Origin of the sequence: Colwellia sp. BRX8-5 (assembly GCF_014077325.1) — a bacterium.
In the GTDB taxonomy this organism is placed as follows: domain Bacteria; phylum Pseudomonadota; class Gammaproteobacteria; order Enterobacterales; family Alteromonadaceae; genus Colwellia_A.
On sequence record NZ_JACGVR010000007.1, the window covers coordinates 112,579 to 133,549 of the forward strand.

The 20,971-nt window shown below is 37.9% G+C and carries 16 protein-coding genes; 8 read left to right on the forward strand and 8 right to left on the reverse strand.

The genetic code is table 11. The features are described from left to right. Positions 1 to 17: 17 nt before the first annotated feature. Positions 18 to 1,196, reverse strand: a complete 1,179-nt coding sequence (locus tag H4J62_RS07300; protein WP_182214689.1) for an MFS transporter — start codon at positions 1,194 to 1,196, stop codon at positions 18 to 20. Positions 1,197 to 1,369: 173 nt separating this feature from the next. Between H4J62_RS07300 and H4J62_RS07305 the strand changes: the two genes are divergently transcribed. The 7 genes from H4J62_RS07305 to fadA all read left to right on the forward strand — a co-directional run bounded on the left by H4J62_RS07305 (position 1,370) and on the right by fadA (position 10,370). Beyond that, a complete protein-coding gene (locus H4J62_RS07305; RefSeq protein ID WP_182214687.1) occupies positions 1,370 to 2,053 on the forward strand; it encodes an ABC transporter ATP-binding protein in 684 nt (227 codons plus the stop codon). Beyond that, positions 2,038 to 3,009: an HlyD family efflux transporter periplasmic adaptor subunit gene (locus H4J62_RS07310; RefSeq protein ID WP_182214685.1), complete on the forward strand. Its 972-nt coding sequence runs from the start codon at positions 2,038 to 2,040 to the stop codon at positions 3,007 to 3,009. Before H4J62_RS07305 ends, H4J62_RS07310 begins: the two co-directional genes overlap by 16 nt. Beyond that, positions 3,002 to 4,159 (forward strand): HlyD family efflux transporter periplasmic adaptor subunit, encoded by a 1,158-nt coding sequence (locus tag H4J62_RS07315; RefSeq protein ID WP_182214684.1) that lies wholly within the window; start codon positions 3,002 to 3,004, stop codon positions 4,157 to 4,159. Before H4J62_RS07310 ends, H4J62_RS07315 begins: the two co-directional genes overlap by 8 nt. Further along, on the forward strand, positions 4,156 to 5,367 hold the full coding sequence (locus H4J62_RS07320; protein WP_182214682.1) for an efflux RND transporter periplasmic adaptor subunit: 1,212 nt from the start codon (positions 4,156 to 4,158) through the stop codon (positions 5,365 to 5,367). Before H4J62_RS07315 ends, H4J62_RS07320 begins: the two co-directional genes overlap by 4 nt. After that, on the forward strand, positions 5,367 to 6,602 hold the full coding sequence (locus H4J62_RS07325; RefSeq protein WP_182214680.1) for an ABC transporter permease: 1,236 nt from the start codon (positions 5,367 to 5,369) through the stop codon (positions 6,600 to 6,602). Before H4J62_RS07320 ends, H4J62_RS07325 begins: the two co-directional genes overlap by 1 nt. Before the next feature lie 420 nt (positions 6,603 to 7,022). Then, positions 7,023 to 9,191 (forward strand): fatty acid oxidation complex subunit alpha FadB, encoded by a 2,169-nt coding sequence (fadB, locus tag H4J62_RS07330; protein WP_182214679.1) that lies wholly within the window; start codon positions 7,023 to 7,025, stop codon positions 9,189 to 9,191. Between the two features lie 15 nt (positions 9,192 to 9,206). Further along, positions 9,207 to 10,370, forward strand: coding sequence for an acetyl-CoA C-acyltransferase FadA (fadA, locus tag H4J62_RS07335; protein ID WP_070374925.1), 1,164 nt, complete (start codon positions 9,207 to 9,209; stop codon positions 10,368 to 10,370). Between the two features lie 438 nt (positions 10,371 to 10,808). On the opposite strand, the gene H4J62_RS07340 is transcribed toward fadA, so the two are convergent. The 4 genes from H4J62_RS07340 to H4J62_RS07355 all read right to left on the reverse strand — a co-directional run bounded on the left by H4J62_RS07340 (position 10,809) and on the right by H4J62_RS07355 (position 14,975). Continuing rightward, entirely contained in the window at positions 10,809 to 11,348 is a 540-nt protein-coding gene (locus tag H4J62_RS07340) for a GNAT family N-acetyltransferase (protein ID WP_182214677.1), read from the reverse strand. Between the two features lie 2 nt (positions 11,349 to 11,350). Further along, positions 11,351 to 12,271, reverse strand: coding sequence for a manganese-dependent inorganic pyrophosphatase (locus tag H4J62_RS07345; protein ID WP_182176428.1), 921 nt, complete (start codon positions 12,269 to 12,271; stop codon positions 11,351 to 11,353). Between the two features lie 152 nt (positions 12,272 to 12,423). After that, positions 12,424 to 13,614: a chromate efflux transporter gene (gene chrA / locus H4J62_RS07350; RefSeq protein ID WP_182214675.1), complete on the reverse strand. Its 1,191-nt coding sequence runs from the start codon at positions 13,612 to 13,614 to the stop codon at positions 12,424 to 12,426. Between the two features lie 392 nt (positions 13,615 to 14,006). Then, the gene (locus H4J62_RS07355) at positions 14,007 to 14,975 is read right to left on the reverse strand and encodes a class 1 fructose-bisphosphatase (RefSeq protein ID WP_182214674.1); all 969 of its coding nucleotides are present in this window, start codon (positions 14,973 to 14,975) and stop codon (positions 14,007 to 14,009) included. Positions 14,976 to 15,197: 222 nt separating this feature from the next. Between H4J62_RS07355 and H4J62_RS07360 the strand changes: the two genes are divergently transcribed. Next, positions 15,198 to 17,630: a zinc-dependent metalloprotease gene (locus H4J62_RS07360; protein ID WP_182214672.1), complete on the forward strand. Its 2,433-nt coding sequence runs from the start codon at positions 15,198 to 15,200 to the stop codon at positions 17,628 to 17,630. 68 nt (positions 17,631 to 17,698) lie between these two features. On the opposite strand, the gene H4J62_RS07365 is transcribed toward H4J62_RS07360, so the two are convergent. The 3 genes from H4J62_RS07365 to H4J62_RS07375 all read right to left on the reverse strand — a co-directional run bounded on the left by H4J62_RS07365 (position 17,699) and on the right by H4J62_RS07375 (position 20,833). Beyond that, positions 17,699 to 18,808: a M28 family metallopeptidase gene (locus H4J62_RS07365; protein WP_220465976.1), complete on the reverse strand. Its 1,110-nt coding sequence runs from the start codon at positions 18,806 to 18,808 to the stop codon at positions 17,699 to 17,701. A 148-nt stretch (positions 18,809 to 18,956) separates the two neighbouring features. Continuing rightward, positions 18,957 to 19,718 (reverse strand): ABC transporter substrate-binding protein, encoded by a 762-nt coding sequence (locus H4J62_RS07370; protein ID WP_182214670.1) that lies wholly within the window; start codon positions 19,716 to 19,718, stop codon positions 18,957 to 18,959. 218 nt (positions 19,719 to 19,936) lie between these two features. Further along, positions 19,937 to 20,833, reverse strand: a complete 897-nt coding sequence (locus H4J62_RS07375; protein ID WP_182214669.1) for a DMT family transporter — start codon at positions 20,831 to 20,833, stop codon at positions 19,937 to 19,939. Positions 20,834 to 20,971 lie beyond the last annotated feature (138 nt).

A 20,971-nucleotide genomic window follows, 5' to 3' on the forward strand; every position in this document is an offset into this window, starting at 1 on the left:
TTTATCGGCTAATATAGTTAAGATGTTTCTTGGTATCTAAACTCGACGCCTTCCCTTGGTTGGCATGGAATAAAGTGCGATAAAATCAAAGAACAACAAGCAAAGCCAGCACCAATATAAAAGACCCATGACGGGTTATAAATCCACACTAAACCAAGCAACGCCGGAATAACCACAGCGGCAATATGATTAATTGAAAAACTAACGCCAGCACTTGATGCTAAATCTTCAGGCTTGGCTATTTTTTGAAAGTAGGTTTTAATCGCAATAGCTAAAGCAAAAAATAAATGATCTATCACATATAAGCTTGCTGCGATCGTCGAGTTTTCGACAAAGCCATAGGCAATAAAAATAGTAATTAAACCGATATATTCAAATTTAAGTACCCGACGTTCACCAATAATGCCAATCAACTTGCCTATTTTTGCTGCGAATAACCAATTAAAAACATAGTTTATTAAGAATAATGCACTGATATCAGCAACGCTATAACCAAATTTTTCTACCATTAAAAAACCCGCGAATACGGTAAATATTTGGCGGCGCGCACCACTAAAGAAAGTCAAAGCGTAGAATAACCAATAACGTTTACGTAGTATCAGGCTTTTTTCTTGTTCGACCTTAACGGGAAACTCTTTAAAAGAAAGTGCCAAACAAATAGTGAGCACTAGGCCGAGTGCACCAAATAAGGCATAAGTACTTTGATAAGACCACGAGAACTTTTCCATCATCAACCAAATACTGCTAAAAGCGAGTAGTGATGCCGCTGATTTTACCGATAATAGACGTCCTAAAAAATGGGCTGTTTTATCTTTATCAATCCATTGCATGGTTAACGATTGGTTCACGGTTTCAAAATAATGAAAGCCAATAGACATGATAACAGTGGTGAGATACAAACCTAAAACAGAAGGAAAAAATCCGGTCATTATTACCCCAATAGCGGTAACGGCTAATGAAATAATGGCTAATTTTTGTTCTTTAATAAACAGTAGTACATAAATAACGGTAAAGGCTAGAAATCCAGGTATTTCACGGAGACTTTGTAAAATGCCAATTTCTTTACCGGTAAAACTGGCTTTTTCGATAACAAAATTATTGAGTAAAACCATCCAAACGCTAAATATTAGCGGCATAATAAATGCCATGGCGAGCAATAAATTCTCTGGTTTGTTGAAGCGTTCTTTAATTGACATTATTTTCCAATATTTGAGGCTGTAAATGCAGTCTTAATTGAAACAAATTATTACAGTTCAGCAGTATGTGATTAAAATTTAAAGCTATATATTGTTACGCGGGCTATTTTACCTTTATTTGTTAGATAAAAGTAATGGCATCAACAGGGATTAATTTTTATGGAGCGTAATAAGTGATCAAAATCGATAACATCAGTCGAATTTATGGTGAAGGTGAAACTCAAGTCATAGCCTTAAATAATGTTTCTTTAACCATTGAAAACAATGAATTCGTTGCGATAATGGGCACTTCGGGCTCAGGAAAATCAACCTTAATGAGTATCTTAGGTTGTCTCGATACACCGACTTCTGGTGAATACTTATTATCTGGTGAGTCAATAAAAAATATTGATGACGAAAGCCTTTCTAAGATCCGCAATCGTAAAATAGGTTTTATCTTTCAAACCTTTCATTTACTACCTCGTTTAACTGCCCTTGATAATGTTATTTTACCACTACGTTACAGTAATGCCGATCAAGAAGACGCCAAAAAACGTGGTATGGAAATGCTTGATAAAGTAGGTTTATCTTCGCGTTGGCACCATAAACCCTTTGAAATGTCTGGTGGGCAACGTCAACGTGTTGCTATTGCTCGGGCGCTAGTAAATCGTCCAGAAGTGATTTTTGCAGATGAACCGACCGGTAACTTAGATTCTAAAACCTCTTATGAAATTATGGATTTACTCTGTGAGTTACATAATCAAGGACAAACTATTGTTATGGTGACTCACGAAGAAGATATTGCTGCGTATGCTGACAGAATGATCCGCATGAAAGACGGTAATATCATTGAGGACCGATTATGTATCAAAAACTAATATTATCAATCGCTATACTTGCTTTTAGCGGCTTCTCCTTAGCCGAAGGTCAAACTCCCTTGATTTTATCCGGTCAAATTAAAGCCAGCGACAATCAAACGTTTTACTCACCTAAAACAGATAGTTGGAATGTTCAAGTGCAATGGTTACTACCAGAGGGTGATATAGCTGAAGAAGGCGATCTAGTTGTCGTCTTTGACAGTGGCTCAATTCAAAGTCAAATAGAACAAGAAAAAGTAAGTTTGATTGCCGCGAATGAAGAGTTATTTCGTTTGACTAGCAGCGCTAAGCAATCACTTTTAGAAGCGACTTACGGACAAAAGAGAACGGCTTTATTACTTGATAAAGCACGAATTGATGCCGGTATTGCTGTTGTTCATTTAAGTGAATATGATTATCAGAAAAACCAACTTCAGCTTGAAAAAGCGGTTGTTGCTAATGCGAAATCACTCGAAAATTTAAAGCAAGTCAAGGTCGCTAATCAGGTTGCCGTGACTAAGCAAAAAATTACGATTGTAAAGCATCAGGATAAATTGCAATACAATGAGTACAAACTCAAGCAGATGAGTGGCTATGCTGAGCGAAGTGGTCCGGTACTTTATGGGATCCATCCTTGGAGTGGTGAAAAAGTATTTGTCGGTATGACGGCGCAACCTTCTTGGGAAATTGCAAAAATTCCTTCGGTAAATGGCTTATATATTGAAGCTTGGGTACATGAAGTTGACTATAAAAATATGCGTGTGGATAGCGTTGTCGATTTTAAGCTAGATGCTTTTCGACAATATAACCTTGTGGCTACATTAACCGAAATATCGAGCCAACCCGAAGAACGTAAAGAATGGGGCAACGATGTTTATTATCGCGCTGTGTTTTCTTTTACGCTTGATGAAGCCTTAACGTTATTACCGGGCATGAGCGCTCAATTAGAATTTACAGGAGTAAGCCCAAGTGAATAAATATTTTGCAATCATGTTGTTAGTATTGCTTTGTGCTTGTGAAAAAGCACCTAGCGAAACCGTGAAGTTAGAACAAGTGCGTCTAATTGTTACCGCTAGTGGAGAATTAGAGTCAAAACAAACGGCAATGATAGCACCACCGTCAGTTTCTGGTATGTGGCAGTATCAAATTAAGCAGCTAACACCGGAGAATACCCGTGTAAAAAAAGGCGAAGTGATCGTTGCCTTTGACAGTAAAAAGGTGGTGGATAGGTTGGTTGATAAACAAGCTGACTTAGACCGGGCGCAAAAAGAATTAGAAAATAAGAAAATTAAGGAAGAAGAATCAGAGCAAGAACTTATTCTCAGTATTGCTGAAAAGCAAATGGAATATGAAAAAGCGGAGCGTAAAGCCGATATTATTGATAACAGTCGCGCTGAAAATGATCGTAAAAAGTCTGTGATTGATTTTACTATTGCCGAAAATGATTTGTTTCTTGCGAAAGAGCGACTGACTTTTCATAAAAACAATAAAGCACTTAATTTAAAGTTAGCTAAAGGAAAAGTAAACCGTTTAACCGCAGAGGTAAATGATTTTAAAAGTGACATTGAGCGTTTGAAAGTTAAAGCACCGATTGATGGTATGGTTATCTACCGAGCTAATTGGCAAGGAGAAAAACCAGCGGTGGGTGAGAGTATTCAATTTGGCCAACCGGTTGTTGAACTTGCTGTTATTGAACAGATGCAATTAAAAGCACAAATTGCTGAACCTGACAGTGGTAAAATCAAACTTAATCAAAAAGTTAAAATTATGATTGATGGTACTCAAGAAATTGTTTTACAAGGTAGTATTGTTGAACTAGGACGTGTTTTTCGTGATAAGTCATCACAAGATAAACGCCGTGTTTTCGATGCAATCATTGCTTTTGAACAACCTAAAGATACGGTGATACGTCCAGGCATGACGGCGCGTATTGAGGTTGTTACCGCCATGATTGATAACGCGTTAACTTTGCCATCGCAGGCGGTTAAGTTAGAAAATGGCCAAGGGAGTGTTCGAATCACCGGTCTTTTTTCGGATCATGAAGAAACCATTGAGGTTGCTCATATAGTCGGAGATAAAGTGGTCATTAAAAGTGGCCTATCACAAGGAGATATAGTGGCTTTATGAAATATTCACAACAATCAATAATGAAAAAATCTTTTATCGTTAGTTTATTATCTATTGCAATAACCGCTTGTTCTGGGCAAGAAAACGCTCCTTTGTTATATGAGGTGACCAAACAAGACTTTATCGTTAATGTCCCGGCAAAAGGCGAACTGTTTGCAGCAAAAGCCACGGTAATAAATGCGCCAATGAGTCGACAAGGACCACAAAACATTTCATGGTTAGCACCAGAATTTTCACACGTTAAAAAAGGTGATGTTATTGCCCGCTTTGACGGTGAAGCGATGGAAATTCAAAGTAAAGATAGACAAAGTGAATTGTCGATCACCGAACAAGAAATTATTGAAAAAACTGGCATGCTTACTCAAGCACTTAACTCAATTAACAAAGATATTGGCGTGGTAGGTCAAGAGAAAAATTTTGCAGAAAATTTTTCAATCAATGATGATCAAATACGTTCGAAATTAGACATCCTTGATTCATTACAAAACACCCAGTACTTAGGGTCTAAAGAAGAATATCTTTATTGGAAAAATGATAGTTTCAGTAGCAGTTCAGCGGGAGATATGGGCTTGCTGGAAATGAAGCAAGCGCAAAGCAAAAGTAAATTAAAACAGTTAAGTGAAGGCCTAGCAAAACTTGAAGTTAAAGCACCGCACGATGGCTTACTTGCTTATAAAGCTAATTGGCGTGGAGAAAAACCACGTGAAGGCCAGTCATTATGGCCGGGGCAAAAAATTGCCGAGTTACCTGATATCAGTAACATGAAAGTTAAGTTATTCGTTTTAGAAAGTGAGGCGGTAAATTTAGCCGTAGATAAATCGGTAATCTTCTTTTTAAATGCTTATGCGGATAAACCGTTTAAAGGAAAAGTTGAGACAGTTGCCCCGTTTCCTACCTCGATAAAGCGTGGTGATCCACAAAAATATTTTGAAGTTATTGTTATTTTAGCCGAGCAAAATAGTGAGCTATTTGTACCCGGAAGAAAGTTAGAAGCTAATATTGAAATTATCGCCACCCGCCAAAAAATTATTATTCCGTTGCAAAGTGTTTTTGTCGAAGCAAAGCAGACGTTTGTCTACTTGTATAAAAATGGCGACTACACTTCATTACCCGTTACCTTGGGGCAGGCGAGTTTAAGCCATGTTGAAGTTTTATCAGGGCTTAAAGTAGGTCAGAAAATAGCATTAACCGACAAGGAGCATAGTTAATGAAATATTTAGCGATTTTTTTGGATACTTTTTCCGAGCTTGCTCAACATAAGTTACGCACGTTGTTAACTTTACTCGGCATGATTTTTGGCGTTGGTGCGGTTATCGCGATGCTTAATATTGGTGAAGGTGCAGAAGCTGAAGCGATGAAAATGATCGACTCGATGGGCTTACATAATTTAATCATTGAAGGGAAAGTTTTTGAAGAAAAAGAACTACAAGAACAACGTAAACACTCTCCGGGTTTAAGTATCAGAGACGGTGAGATTAGTGCGCGTTCATTACCTTTTGTTACTGCCTTTAGCGCGCAAAAACTTATCGATACTTACAGTATTTTCAGTGGTGAAGGGAAAAGTGATGGTGAAGCAACAGGGGTGAGTGCTAGCTTTTTTGCATTGTCTAAATTCCATGTAGCACAAGGGCGTTTACTCAACGACAGTGACGATAAAAACTTTTCTCAGGTGGCACTGCTGGGTTCATCAACCGCCAAACAGCTCTTTCCAAAAGGCAATGCCATCGGTCAAAATATTAAAATTAATCATCTGTGGTTTAAGGTGGTTGGCGTATTACAAGCGCCATTTTTAAAGAAACAAGAGTTTCAAGGCATAAAGCTCGGTGGTGACCAACGTCAGGTCTTTATTCCATTAAAAACCGCAATACATAAATTTGCTAGTAAAAAGCTAGCGAGTGAAGTCACCAGTATTAAACTTAAGCTTGATGAGAGTGTTGATCCTATTAGTGCAGCGCAAGCCGTGAGTCACTTGCTTAATCGTCGTCATAATGAAGTCGATGATTATAACTTAGTTATTCCTGCCGCATTATTGGCCCAGCAAAAACAAACACAGCAAATATTTAATATTGTCATGTCATGTGTTGCCGGTATTTCTTTATTAGTGGGCGGAATTGGTATTATGAATATAATGCTTGCTACTGTATTAGAGCGCACCAAAGAAATTGGCTTGTTGCGTGCGGTTGGTGCAACACAAAAAGATATTCGCTTACAGTTTATTGCTGAGAGTTTTACTATTTCAATTATGGGTGGCATCTTGGGGGTGTTTTTTGGGATTATGCTCTCAGAGCTTATTGCACTTTATTCTGAATGGGCGGTGTCATGGTCAACAAGTGCCATTATTTTGTCTTTTAGTATTTGTGCTTTAGTCGGTTTAACCTTTGGTGTTTATCCAGCCATTAAAGCGTCCAAACTTGACCCTATTGATGCCTTACAAAGTGACTAGTTAAGATAACCTATTCCCCCGTTATTATAGCTTAAAGCGTCATTAGTATTTGATGACGCTTTGCTCTTTATTTTTATCTGAAGATTATCGCCGCTTTTTAGTCGATAGTGCTAAGCGGCGAATGTTAAATTTATTTTATCGATTTATTTATCTAGCACGGGCTTTTAGGATTAAGTTTAGTCTCTTGTGTCTATCGTCTTTTAGGCCCTATTAATCAGCTTATACCGCGAGCCATTCTTTCTGTCTTAGTTAAAAAACCATAGATTAATACACCTAATTAAAACACCTGTTTAAAAAATTTGCATTTATTTTTCTTTCAAGGCACACTCAATCGTCTATTATTATAAAAACTGATCAGTTAAATTATCATTTAATTGAGTTCAGACCCTATTTTTATCCCACTAAACGAGGAAACTAGGCATGTTATTTCAAGGTCAAAACCTTTCTGCCGAATTACTGAATGACGGCATTGTTGAATTTAAATTCGATGCACAAGGCTCAGTGAATAAGTTTGATCAGCAAACTTTTAAAGAATATATCGAAGTGGTTGCTGCTATTAACAATTGTGCAGATGCTAAAGGCGTACTTGTAACGTCTGGAAAATCTAACTTTATTGTTGGTGCAGACATCACTGAATTTTTAACAATGTTCAAACTTCCTGAAGCGGAACTTATCCCTTGGATAAAAGGCGGCTCAGACGTTTTTGATTCATTTGAAGACATTAAGCTACCAACAATTGTTGCACTTAATGGTTTTGCTTTAGGTGGCGGTTGTGAAATGAGCTTAGCTTGTGACTACCGTATTGCTGATACAACATGTTCGATAGGTTTACCTGAAGTTAAATTAGGCCTGATTCCTGGTTTCGGTGGCACAGTGCGCTTACCAAGAATTATTGGCGCTGATAATGCTGTTGAGTGGATGTCTACGGGTAAAGCGTTTAAGCCTGAACAAGCAATGGCTGTTGGTTTACTTGACGCGGTCGTTGCGCCAGAGCATTTACGCGAAGCCGCTATTAACATGCTTAAACAAGCAATGTCTGGTAAGTTAAATTGGCAAGCTAAACGTCAACAGAAACTTGAAGCGTTAAAGCTTAGCCCTGTTGAATCAATTATGACCTTTAATACCTGTAAAGGTATGATTGCCGCTAAAGCCGGTAAACATTACCCTGCACCTATGATGATGGTAAAAACTATCGAAGCTGCTGCTTTACTCGGTAGAACAGAAGCCATGCTTATTGAGAATACAAACTTTGCTAAGCTTGCTAAAACTGATGCGGCTACGGCGCAAATTGGTTTGTTTATGGCAGATCAAGTCGTTAAAGGCAAAGCAAAAAAAGCCGCTAAAATGGCGACTAAACAAGTGAATAAAGCCGCTGTGTTAGGCGCGGGTATTATGGGCGGTGGTATTGCTTATCAGTCTGCTTATAAAGGCACGCCAATCATTATGAAAGACATTAATGATGCAGCACTTGATTTAGGCTTAAATACTGCTGCTGGCATTTTAACCAAGCAAGTTGAACGCGGTCGTATGAATATTAAGACTATGGCTGGCGTGTTAAATAACATCACACCAACCCTTAGCTACGATAGTGTTAAAGATGTTGATATCGTGGTTGAAGCGGTAGTCGAAAACCCTAAAGTAAAAGGTATGGTCCTTGCTGAAGTAGAAAGCTTTCTTTCTGAAGATGCCATTTTAACCTCTAACACCTCAACGATTTCTATCGATTTGTTAGCGCAAAGTGTAAAACGTCCAGAAAACTTCTGTGGTATGCATTTCTTTAACCCGGTAAACAAAATGCCATTGGTTGAAGTTATTCGTGGTAAAGCAACTTCTGAAGAAACCGTTGCGGCTGTTGTTGCTTACGCGGCTAAAATGGGTAAATCACCGATTGTTGTTAACGATTGTCCTGGCTTTTATATTAACCGTGTTTTATTCCCATACTTTGCTGGCTTTAGCCAATTAATGCTTGAAGGTGTTGATTTTGCTGCTGTTGATAAAATCATGGAAAAACAATTTGGTTGGCCAATGGGCCCAGCATACTTACTTGATGTGGTGGGTGTTGATACCGCTGATCATTGTACGGGTGTTATGTCATCTGGCTTCCCAACGCGTATGGCAAAAATTGATAATGACCCAGTAAGCACTCTATACAGTAATAAACGTCTTGGTCAGAAAAATGGCAAAGGCTTTTATGATTACGGTCAAGACAAGCGTGGTCGTCCAACAAAAGTAGCTTCAGCTGATGCTTACGCATTGTTTGAAAGTACCTGTGCAGACAAAAAAGAATTTAGTAGTGAAGACATTATTGCTCGCTTAATGATCCCTATGGTCAATGAAGTGGTGCGTTGTTTAGAAGAAGGTGTTGTTGATACTGCCGCTGAAGCTGATATGGGCTTAATTTACGGTATTGGTTTTCCACCGTTTAGAGGTGGTGCAATTCGTTATTTAGAAACGTTAGGTTTAACTAACTTTATTGCCATGGCTGATAAGTATGCGCATTTAGGTGAAATTTATCAGGTAACTGATGGATTACGCGAAATGGCCAAATCAGGTAAATCTTATTTCAACACCGACGTAAAAACAGCATAAGCTAAGGAGAAGAACATGAAAGAAGTAGTCATTGTAGATTGTATTCGTACACCAATGGGACGCTCTAGAGCTGGCGTTTTTCGTAACGTTCGTGCTGAAGGTTTATCAGCGCATTTAATGCAGCAACTATTAGTGCGTAACCCTAATTTAGATCCTTCATTAATTGAAGACATTATCTGGGGCAACGTTAAGCAAACTAAAGAGCAAGGTTTTAACATTGCGCGTAATGCACAGTTGTTAACAGACATTCCAAAAACAGTTGGCGCGGTAACAGTTAACCGTTTATGTGGTTCATCAATGCAAGCTTTGCATGATGCAACAACTAACATCATGTGTGGCCAAGGTGATGTATTCATCGTCGGTGGTGTTGAGCACATGGGACATGTTCCTATGATGTATGATGTAGACTTTGATCCGGCCTTGAGTAAGTACATTTCTCGTGCGGCTGGCAATATGGGTTTAACCGCTGAGTTACTCGGTAAGCAGTTCGGTATTACCCGTGAACAACAAGACGCTTTTGCGGCACGTTCACACAGAAAAGCTTATGAAGCACAACTTGCTGGTCGTTGGGACAATGAAATTGTTGCCACTCAAGGACACGATGCAATGGGCGCGTTAACCTTAGTTGAACATGATGAAGTTATTCGTCCTGAAACAACGATTGAAACGCTTGCCGGTTTACGCCCAGTGTTTGATCCAGTTAACGGTACAGTAACAGCCGGTACTTCTTCAGCTTTGTCTGATGGTGCATCAGCAATGTTAGTGATGTCAGCTGATCGTGCAAAAGAGCTTGGTTTAACCCCTCGTGCGCGTATTCGTGGTATGGCAGTTGCAGGTTGTGATCCGTCTACTATGGGCTTTGGTCCTGTTCCAGCAACGAAAAAAGCATTGAAACGTGCAGGTTTATCTTTAGCTGATATCGAATTAGCTGAATTTAATGAAGCCTTTGCGGCGCAAGCCTTATCGTGTGTTAAATCTCTAGGCTTAGAAGACCGTGCTGAAGATATGATTAACTTAAACGGTGGCGCTATCGCCTTAGGTCATCCATTAGGGTGTTCTGGCTCGCGTATCACGGGTACTTTATTGAACCTAATGGAAGGTCAAGACGTCAGCATAGGTTTAGCGACTATGTGTATCGGTTTAGGACAAGGTATTGCAACGGTAATTGAACGCGTTTAATTGTAAAATTTAACGGCATATTATCAAGATAAAAAAAACTCACTTCGGTGAGTTTTTTTATGCCTGTTTTGAAGAGCATCTCGACAAAATCGTACTTTATCTGTGCTAATTACTCAGTGCATAAATTAATTGATTATAAAGGGAAGATACAGAAAATGATGGGGGACGATTGCTTACAATATTAACGAATTAACGGGACCATACTTGGTCAGAAACGATTAAAGTTGAGTTAGATATCTCAACGTATAGTCGTTGTTATCGGTTTTATGATGATCAACCCATTAAAATTATGCCTTTAGCTAAGGTATTAGCATATAAAAATGAACAGATAAATCAACAGAATATACTCAGGTTTATTCGAGTAAGAACAGGCTATTTAAAAATACCCTTTCAGGAAAAGACATAAGCTCGGTGACTGCTAATGTAGAACATTAACCGTTAGGTATTTTGAAGCTGATAGTAAGCGACGGTACATTCAAATAATGGGTCAACATGAAGATATGTTTTAAGATATGACATACCTATTTTTTTCATTACACCTATTGAAGCTAGATTGTTTTCGTCGGCAATGGCGCTAAATTTTTCGTATTCAGGATTCATGGCTAAAGCATTTTTAATATGTTGAGCCGCTTCACTGGCAAAACCTTTGCCCCATGATGTTTGAAAAAATCGCCAACCGAGCTCTAGGTTATTAAACTCAGGTAAGGCAGAGAAAAAATTCATCGGCCGCACAAGCACCCAGCCAATATATTGATCAGTTTCAGTGATATTAACTTGCCACAATCCCCAACCTTTAGTTGGACTTAGGTATTTTTGCATACGAGGCAATAACACATTTGTAATGGTCTCGCGAGACGACGGATTACCATCACTGATAAAACGCATCACTTCTGGGTCTTGGTCAAGTTGATACAATAACTCTGCATCGTCAGCAGACATTAATTTGTAGCTTAGTCGTGCAGAGTTATTGATTTTCATTTTTAAGCTAATGAATCTTGGAGAGGTGGAACAACTTGTTTTTTACGACTCAATACGCCGTCTAACCATACTTTACCGTCAACAAGTGGTTTGCCATAAGCTTTTTCTGTTAAATCAGCATTGTCGCTAATAACTAACATTTCAGAGCCTTCTTTCATAATGTCTGTCAGTAATAATAAAACCGTGTGTCGGCTACCTTCGGCTTTTAATTTTGCAATGTCAGCAAATAATTCAAGCTTCATATCATCAAAGATGGCGAGGTCAAGTACTTCCAACTGACCGATACCCACTAAGTTGCCATGCATGTTAAAGTCTTTAAAATCACGTAAAACTAGGTCACGTATAGGCGTACCTAATACGGCAGATTTCACCTCAAACATTTCCATACCCAAGGCTTTTGCGTCGCTAATGCCTGCAATTTCAGCTAATGCTTCAACACATTTTATATCAGCAGTGGTACAGGTGGGTGATTTAAAAATAACCGTATCAGACAAAATAGCGCACATCATTGCACCAGCAATATTTTTTGGAATTTCTACATCATAGAAATCGTACATCATTTTAATGATGGTATTGGTACAGCCAACAGGACGAACCCAAATTTCTAATGGGGTAGAGGTAGTAATATCGCCTAATTTATGATGATCAATAATACCTAATATTGTTGCTTCATCGATATCATCGGGTCCTTGAATACGGTCGGAATGGTCAACAATATAGATACCTTCGCCAGCAAAACTTGTTTTTAATTCAGGTTGCTCAAAACCAAACTTGTCTAAAATAAATAAAGTTTCTGGTGAAAGCTCCCCTAAACGGGCTGGGACGGTTTCTTCACCTAGCGTGGTTTTTAAATAGGAAAGGGCGATAGCTGAACAGATTGAATCTGAATCAGGTGTTTTGTGTCCAACAGCGTAATTAGGCATAAGTTTCTCGTATTAGCGTTTATATTGAGGCTATATTTTAAATTGGCGATATTTTAGCAAACAAACCATGGCGGTGAAAAGTTAAAGCTCACATTATCGGCACTAAATCATATCAATAGCACTAAGGCGCTTATTACTCTGCGATAACCGACTTAGTAGAATTGCGTTAATAAACCAACGCCAACAAATGTCACCACTAAAACAATAATAGGCAGTTTGACTATCCGTAATAAATAAAAACCAATAAGCACAGAAAATAAGTCAAATAGTGAACTAACAGCACTAGTAAAAATAGGGTGATAAAGCGCAGAAAATAATAGACCAACCACAGCGGCATTTACCGCCATAATCGCACCGGCGACTTTGGGCTTTGTTGCTAATGATTGCCAAGTACTTTCAAAGGTCAGTACCAATAAAAATCCAGGTAAAAATATTGCTAAGGTTGCGACTGTCGCTCCTATTAAAGGGGCTTGTGGAAATAGCTCTGCACCCAGAAAAGTCGCTAGGGTAAACATTGGGCCAGGAACTGCTTGCGCTGCGGCATAACCGGTAAGAAAAACATCGTTCGATAACGCTTCACCAATTGTTTGTTGTAATAGTGGCAAGACAACGTGTCCGCCACCAAAGACCATACTGCCCGCTTGAAAAAACTGATTGAATAAGACCATGATATCGGCTGTGTTAATCGGTGCTCCAACTACGGTTGCTAGTGGTAAAGCAAAGAGGATGATTAAGAACAACATCAATGGCAGTATTTTAAACTGTCTTGAGGTTAGAGCTGAAGGTTGGGTGACTTCAGTGGTAACTGATTTTAACGATGGATTAACAAAAAAACCAAAGCTTGCTGCGATAGTCAGTATGAAAATTTGCATCGTTAAACTCGGTAAAGTGATTAAAGCAATCGCTGTTATAACCGCAATAAGTCTGTGGGTGTAATTATTACAGAAACTTTTAAACATAGTTAAACAAGCGTCAGCCACTACCACCACAGCCAGTAATTTCAAACCACTTATAACATGAAAAACCCAAGGTTGTTCAGCACCGCTAATATTAGTGGCGAGTAAATAGATAAGAATAAATGACGGTAAGGTAAAACCGATAAATGCAGCAATGCCGCCAGGAAGTCCAGCTTGTCTCAATCCAATAGCAAAACCTAATTGACTAGAGCCAGGACCCGGTAAAAATTGGCTTAATGAGATTAAATTTGCATAACTTGTTTGATCTAACCACTTTAGTTTATCGACAAATGTTTTTTGGAAATAGCCAATATGTGCGGCAGGTCCACCAAAACTGATACAACCTAAAAAAAGAAAACGCCAAAATACTTCAAATAGTTTTTTCATAAAAATGTCGTTAAAAGCCAGTCAATTATATTAACTATTATATCGTAAAACGATGAAGGGAATATTAAATTTAACAGTAAAAAAACTCAATGAATGGAGCTTTGTTACCGACATAAGAAAAGTGTTAGTGACATGTAATAAGCTAAACAGGCTTCATCTTTGTTTTTAGAAACCTGTTAATTGGACTTCGACATGTTGATGCATGCTAATTTTCGATTATTTGTAATAAGCTAAACAGGCCTCTACTTCATTTTTCGAGCCCTGTTAATTGGACTTCGACATGTTGATGCATGCTAATTTTTGATTATTTGTAATAAGCTAAACAGGCTTCATCTTTGTTTTTAGAAACCTGTTAATTGGACTTATACACGTTGATACATGCTAATTTTCGATTATTTGTAATAAGCTAAACAGGCTTCTACTTCGTTTTTTGAGCCCATAATTACTTCGACACGCTGATGAATGCTGTTCGGCTCCATATCCATAATGCGTCCTTCACTGGTCATCGCCAGTCCACCCGCTTGTTCAATGAGAAAACTCATTGGATTCGCTTCATACATTAAGCGTAGCTTGTGTGGTTGTTGCGGGTTTTTACTATCTTGTGGATAAGTAAAAATACCACCACGTGTTAATACACGATGAATGTCACCAACCATAGCGGCAATCCAACGCATGTTGAAATTTTTGCCACGAGGGCCGGTATCACCTGCAAGTAAATCACTGATGTAATTCTGCATAGGCGCTTGCCAAAAACGTTGATTTGACATGTTAACAGCAAATTCTTGTGTGTCCGCAGGCACTTGAACATTACGTTCAACTAATAAAAAACCACCATGAGTACGGTCAAGTACATAAAAATGGGTACCGCTACCCGTAGTCATTACCAACATAGTTGACGGACCATATAAGACATAACCCGCACAAAGTTGTTTGTTACCCGCTTGCTTAAACATGTCTGGATCACTAGCATCCATATCACTTGGTGCTTCATGAATAGAGAAAATTGTGCCAATTAATGAGTTGATTTCGATATTAGAGCTGCCATCAAGTGGATCGAAAGAAACCAGATACTTGCCATTTTTTTCACCTGCAACAGAGCTATCTTCTTCTTCAGAAGAAATCGCTTTAACAAAGCCAGACTCTAATAAAATATCTTTAAGTAATTCATTTGCAACGACATCTAATTCTTTCTGAACTTCACCTTGAATATTTTCATCCAAAGTTGAACCCATCAAATCACTTAAGTGACCTTGGCTAACACGAAATGAAATTTCTTTAGTTGCCGCTAAAATCGTTTTGATCAGCGAAATTAAATCGAGTGGAACATTATCTTGACGTAAAGCTGGTGCTAGTCGTTGCATCGGGTTACCTAATTGATTTAGAGTAAGACTCTTAAAAATTGAGTCATAAAATTGTTGGTTATTTAATGTCGTAAAATAATAATAGCAGCTACATATTACATTATTTTACGATTAGAGGTGACGATGAAAGCTATCACCTCACCTGTAAGGCTAATGATAACAAAAATAATGGAATGACTTGAATATATATTTATAGAACCAAAAATCAAATAGGGAAAAACGATGAAACTGACGCTAGGTGTCTTTTTAATATTTATTTGTAGTACCTTTTCAATAGCCGCGCTCAGCGAAGAAATTCTTAGTTATAATGACTTTGTTAAAGATAAAGATCACCAGCAAGGCTATTTTTCTTTTTTTCATGATAAAAAAAAGGGCAATGTTTATTTAGAGATCCAGCAATTTGAACAAGACTTTTTATTTCAAAGCGGTTTACCTCAAGGAGTCGGTTCTAATGATATTGGACTTGATAGAGGCCAGTTAGGTGATACCCGTCTAGTACGCTTTGAAAAAGTAGGAGAGAAGGTCTTTCTCCGCCAACTTAATACTTATTATCGAGCGGATACTGAAAACAACTTAGAAAAAAAAGCCGTTAGCGAGGCATTTGCCAGCTCTATTATTTGGGGGTTTAAAGTTGCCAAAGAAAGTAAGGACGGTAAAAAAGTATTAATTGATTATACACCCTTTCTTTTATCTGATATTCATCAATTATCAAGTAAACTTAAACAACGTCAACAAGGTAACTTCAAAATTGATGAAAGCCGAAGTGGTATCTATATAAAACGCAGCAAGGCCTTTCCTAATAATACTGAGCTTGAAGCAACAGTGAGTTACCAAGGAACCGATGCAGGTAAATACTTACGCTCAGTAACGCCAGACTCAACAGCTGTTACAGTGAACTTACATCATTCGCTGATTAAATTACCTGACGACAAATACCAAGCACGTACTTTTCATCCTTACAGTGGCTTTTGGTCAAATAGTTATGCCGATTACGCCAGTGCTATCGACCAACCGTTAATTCAGCGTAATATTCCACGTCATCGCTTAAACAAAAAAGATAGAAATCTTGAGGTCAGCGAAGCAATTGAACCTATTATCTATTATTTAGATGCCGGCGTACCTGAACCTATAAAAAGTGCTTTACTTGATGGCGCTCGTTGGTGGGACCAAGCATTTTCAGCCATCGGTTATAAAAATGCTTTTCAGGTAAAAATGTTACCAGCCGATGCAGACCCTATGGATGTTCGTTATAACGTTATTCAATGGGTACATCGAGCGACAAGAGGTTGGTCTTATGGTTCATCAGTGATAGACCCAAGAACAGGAGAAATATTAAAGGGGCATGTAACATTGGGCTCTCTACGTGTTCGTCAAGATTATCTCATTGCTTTGGGCTTAACATCTCCTTTTAAGTCATCTATAACAGACACTTCACCAATGAAAGAAATGGCTTTAGCACGCATTCGTCAATTGTCGGCTCATGAAGTTGGGCACACTTTAGGTATCGCGCATAATTTTGCCGCAAGTGCTAATAATCGCGCTTCAGTAATGGATTATCCTCACCCGTTAATTACCTTGAAAAATGGTGAAATTGATTTATCAAATGCCTACGCTACAGATATTGGTCGCTGGGACAAATCAGTTATTGCTTATGGTTATGCTGATATAACGGCTGATAAAGAAGCCGAGTACTTAGCGAAAGTTATAGCAAGCGCGCAACAAGCAGATTTGCTGTATATGTCAGACTCAGATGCGCGTTCTTCTTCGAGTGCACATAGTCGCGCACATTTGTGGGACAACGGAGTAGATGCCGCCGATGAGCTTAATAGAGTCTTAAAAATACGTGAAAAAGCGCTAACAGACTTTGGTTTAAATAGTATTCCTCTAGGGCGACCTTTGTCAGAAATTGAAGAGGTTTTGGTGCCCATCTATAATTTTCATCGTTTTCAAGTTACCGCCGCAGCAAAATTAATTTCAGGTATAGACTATCGCTATCAACTGCGAGAAGAAAATGTTCTAAAGCCATTGGAGGTAGTCTCAGGTAAACAGCAGCGAAAAGCGCTGCAGGTTTTATTAGCCACTCTAGATACAAAAATATTAACCTTGCCAGAACACATAGTGAAACTTATTCCACCAAAAGCTTATGGTTATTATCGTAATCGCGAAAGTTTTGCTGGTAATACGGGGCTTACTTTTGATCCGGTTTCTGCTGCGCAGGCTAGTGCTAAACACACGGTGTCTTTGCTTTTAAATGAACAACGTTTAGCACGTTTACAGCAACAGTCAGTAATGGATAAGCGTATTTTGAGTGTGCAAGAATTGATTAACGCTTTAATAGAACAGTCAATTAAAGTACCGGCTGAAAAGGGCTTGGCTTTGCTGGTTCAACAGCGGGTCAATCAACAAGTTATTGAGCATTTATTAGCACTTTGGCATAACAAAAATTTAGTAACAGAGGTGCGTGCAGAAGTTTATATGGCTTTACTTAATATAAATGAATGGTTAAATGATAATTATGACTCTAAAAAGTACAAGCGCTTAGCTGCTCAGTTTATGTTGTTAGCAGCGCAGATTACCCATAGTCTTGAGCAAGGAAAACTTGTTCATCCTGCTGCTAGTATCACTATGCCGCCGGGTTCACCTATTGGTAGTTAATTATTGAAGTGTGGGTGGCTTGAGTCTTAATAAAACCGCCCACACCTTTAAAATATTATTTTTATTTTTTACTTTGACGGTAAATATTTATCAGGATTAGCTAATAATTCAATTAGCACCTCAACATTATTATTAAGCTGCTGCTTAACACGTCCCGGAAATATTTCATCAAGTTTATCTAAACGGTCAAATTGAGTATGCCAAATATTTCCCCAGTTTTTCTCGGCTTTATTATCACAAGCTGTTGAATTCTTTTTATCATAACAAGTCCACAATTTTTTTGCGGTTGATTGAGAGTAACCATCAAAGCCATTCTGGCCATTAATTGAAAAGTTGGTTGATTCTACATACGCAATAGGAATACCAGCACAGGCAAAACTAGCATGATCAGACCAAGAGCCAGTTACACCTTCAGGATAGCCTTCATAGTCAGGATGAATAACATACTTGTTTTGTTCGCCTAACACCTTAATTGATGCCTTGAGTAAGGCATTTCGCATAAAAGTGTCGCTGTTATAAGTTTCATTTTTACAATTATCATAAGCTTGTGTATGCGCACTATGTACATAAACCTTATCGCCACCTGCTATGGTGTCAAAATTAATCATCGCTGCGATATTATCTAATTTGTTATGGGTTAATAAGTCGTTGACGTAATAGTTTGAACCTTGCAAACCAATTTCTTCTGCGCCAAAGGCAATAAAGCGAATACTATAATTATTTGGCATTTTTGTGGTCAATGCTTGGGCTATCGCTAACATTGCCGCAACACCTGCGCCGTTATCTGTGGCGCCCATTGATCCCGTTTTCATTGCCGTTGAATCATAATGTGCGCCAAGTATGATGGTTGGCTTTGTTACGTCACCAAATTCAGCAATAATGTTCTTTGATTCACCGACCATTTTTCTACTGTTATAGGAAAATTTTTGCTCGGTAACTCGATAACCAAACTTTTCAAATTTAGTTTTAATATAGCGGGCTGTTTGCTGTTCTTTTATCGTTCCAGCTTCGCGAGCACCTATACCTTCGGTGGGTGAAACAAGTTCTTTAAGATAGGTATAAGCAGCAGTTTCATTGTTATCTGTTTTGGCTTGTTCGCTTGATAACGAGCAAGATGTTACGAGCAATAAAGAGCTAGAAAGCAAACAAGGTAGCACTGAGCGATGGAAATATTTCATATTACCCTTAAATTTTAAGACGAGATAAAGCGGATTATTTTAAGGTAATAGGATAATGGAGTCACTTGTTATTAACAACTACGCGCGATAATAAATGCGCAACAACTAACCTTATAAAGTACTTAGTTATAAATTAAGTCGATGAGCATTATATATAAGCTTTTATAATACTTTCGAGACTACCATTTATTTTTAATCGTTGAATGGCATCATTGATTTGGGGTAAAAGATATTTTAGCTCTTTTCTTAGTCTAATTTTTAAGTAACCATCAGAATGGACGGGGCCTAAAATAATGGGTACTGATAATATTTTTGCCCAATATTGTGCTGGTTTATCACCACTAATAGCAAAGGTGATCCTTTTTCTAAAAAGTGCTTTTATTAACTCTTTTTCTGAAGGGTAATCTAGGCGATTAAATAAATTATCATTGTGATAATAGTAACCTCGAACGGTACCTATATCTTGGTCGGTTAATTGTTGATCTTCCCCTAAGTTTTCAGGAATAACGGTACCGGCCAAATAGATAATATGCTCTTTAATTGGGATCACGCTATCGCTAAAGACATAGTCGTCAGACTGTTGCTCTTTAGATAACCAATCAGGATTAATTAAATCAAAATCAACGAGACCATTTTTCAATGATAAATTGGTGCGTTTTGGCGGTAAAATTATTTCCTTACCACTTATATTGGCAGTGGCGAGTATTATGGCTACGGCGTCAACGACAATGCCACGTTTTTCACCAGTATTAATATAATAGGGATACCAAGCATTTGAGCCAGAAGGGTCAAACTTTAACGTTACTATGGGTAAATAATGATTATTATTTATTTTTTGGCAAGCGGCACTCGTCGTCATAAGTAACGATAGCGCTAGTATTAACAATTGACCCCATGAGTTATTTAACATCTTGCCCCTAATTAATGATTTTATAAAAATTAATCACTCTAAAAAGAGTAGCATCTCAATAAAATTATGCCTTTATTTTAACTCGGTTTTTATTGAAAATAACAGCGTCACTTAGCGTTTTTATACGCTGCTTATGTTATTACCTATAAATTACTTGGTAAAGTCATTTTGGATTAACAAGCTGATTTAACATAAATATATTTAAAAGTAGGATGCTTTTATGGTGTTATTATTATATTTTTCTTTTTTGGTTTAGTTAACACAACAATATTCCCGGCGACAATAATTAATAAGCCAATGACAGTATAAATATTCCAGCTAAAACCTTCAAATATCGTTGAGATAACGACGGCAACAGCAGGGAACATCACGCTTGCATATGAGGCCTTATGGGCTCCGATGTTATTTAAAAGTGTTAAGTAACTGGCAAATGCAATAATAGAGCCGAAAACCGATAGGTAAATTAGCGAACTAATATAGGGTAAGGTATATGAAAAACTAAATGATTTTCCTTGTATTAATAGCAATATAGTCATAAATATTGAGCCATAAAACATGCCCCAAGCATTGGCTTGCATCATAGGTAAATTCATAAGTTTATTTTTCATTGAGACCATATTGCCCGTTGATGCGAACAATGTTCCAACGAAGCAAAGTGATAAACCTAGTAATGTTTCTGCGCCTAACTCGGTATCGTTAATTTGTGGCCAGAATAAAACCACAATGCCGGTTAAACCTAGAAAAGCGCCTAGATAAGTTTGTTGAGTAATTTTAGTGTTAAACCAAATGCGGGCATTGACCACATTGAAAAACATAATCATTGAAAAAGCGATTGAGGCAAGCGCAGAATTTATATGCTGTTGAGCTGAATATAAAAAATAGTAATTACAGCCAAATAACATCAAACCAAAGAACAAAAATTGTAGGTGCTGTTTTTTGTTAAAGGCAAGTGAGAGCTTTTTAAAACGACAATAAGCAAATAGCAGAAGTGCTGCTAAGCCAAAACGATAAACAATAGATGCTTCGGCGGGAACATCACCTAATTGATAATTAATGGCGATCCAAGTTGTTCCCCAGATAAGTACGGTGATCACATATAATAGTGTGTTGTTCATTATTCTTTCCTGAAAAATTTAAGCGCAATCTTCTCAATTAATTTTGACTAAATCACTGTAACAGCATTTCTTATATGAAGTACTATTTCTTAAGGTCGACTTATTTCTAAAACACTAGTTTATAGATAGTTCTGTTGT

Excerpts from the sequence above, each read along its gene's own strand:
- H4J62_RS07340 (WP_182214677.1), bottom strand. The coding sequence starts at position 11,348 with ATGAAAATCAATAACTCTGCACGACTAAGCTACAAATTAATGTCTGCT.
- H4J62_RS07355 (WP_182214674.1), bottom strand. The coding sequence starts at position 14,975 with ATGCAACGACTAGCACCAGCTTTACGTCAAGATAATGTTCCACTCGAT.
- H4J62_RS07365 (WP_220465976.1), bottom strand. The coding sequence starts at position 18,808 with ATGAAATATTTCCATCGCTCAGTGCTACCTTGTTTGCTTTCTAGCTCT.
- H4J62_RS07325 (WP_182214680.1), top strand. The coding sequence starts at position 5,367 with ATGAAATATTTAGCGATTTTTTTGGATACTTTTTCCGAGCTTGCTCAA.
- H4J62_RS07345 (WP_182176428.1), bottom strand. The coding sequence starts at position 12,271 with ATGCCTAATTACGCTGTTGGACACAAAACACCTGATTCAGATTCAATC.
- H4J62_RS07375 (WP_182214669.1), bottom strand. The coding sequence starts at position 20,833 with ATGAACAACACACTATTATATGTGATCACCGTACTTATCTGGGGAACA.
- chrA (WP_182214675.1), bottom strand. The coding sequence starts at position 13,614 with ATGAAAAAACTATTTGAAGTATTTTGGCGTTTTCTTTTTTTAGGTTGT.
- H4J62_RS07300 (WP_182214689.1), bottom strand. The coding sequence starts at position 1,196 with ATGTCAATTAAAGAACGCTTCAACAAACCAGAGAATTTATTGCTCGCC.
- H4J62_RS07360 (WP_182214672.1), top strand. The coding sequence starts at position 15,198 with ATGAAACTGACGCTAGGTGTCTTTTTAATATTTATTTGTAGTACCTTT.
- H4J62_RS07370 (WP_182214670.1), bottom strand. The coding sequence starts at position 19,718 with ATGTTAAATAACTCATGGGGTCAATTGTTAATACTAGCGCTATCGTTA.
- H4J62_RS07320 (WP_182214682.1), top strand. The coding sequence starts at position 4,156 with ATGAAATATTCACAACAATCAATAATGAAAAAATCTTTTATCGTTAGT.
- fadA (WP_070374925.1), top strand. The coding sequence starts at position 9,207 with ATGAAAGAAGTAGTCATTGTAGATTGTATTCGTACACCAATGGGACGC.
- H4J62_RS07310 (WP_182214685.1), top strand. The coding sequence starts at position 2,038 with ATGTATCAAAAACTAATATTATCAATCGCTATACTTGCTTTTAGCGGC.
- fadB (WP_182214679.1), top strand. The coding sequence starts at position 7,023 with ATGTTATTTCAAGGTCAAAACCTTTCTGCCGAATTACTGAATGACGGC.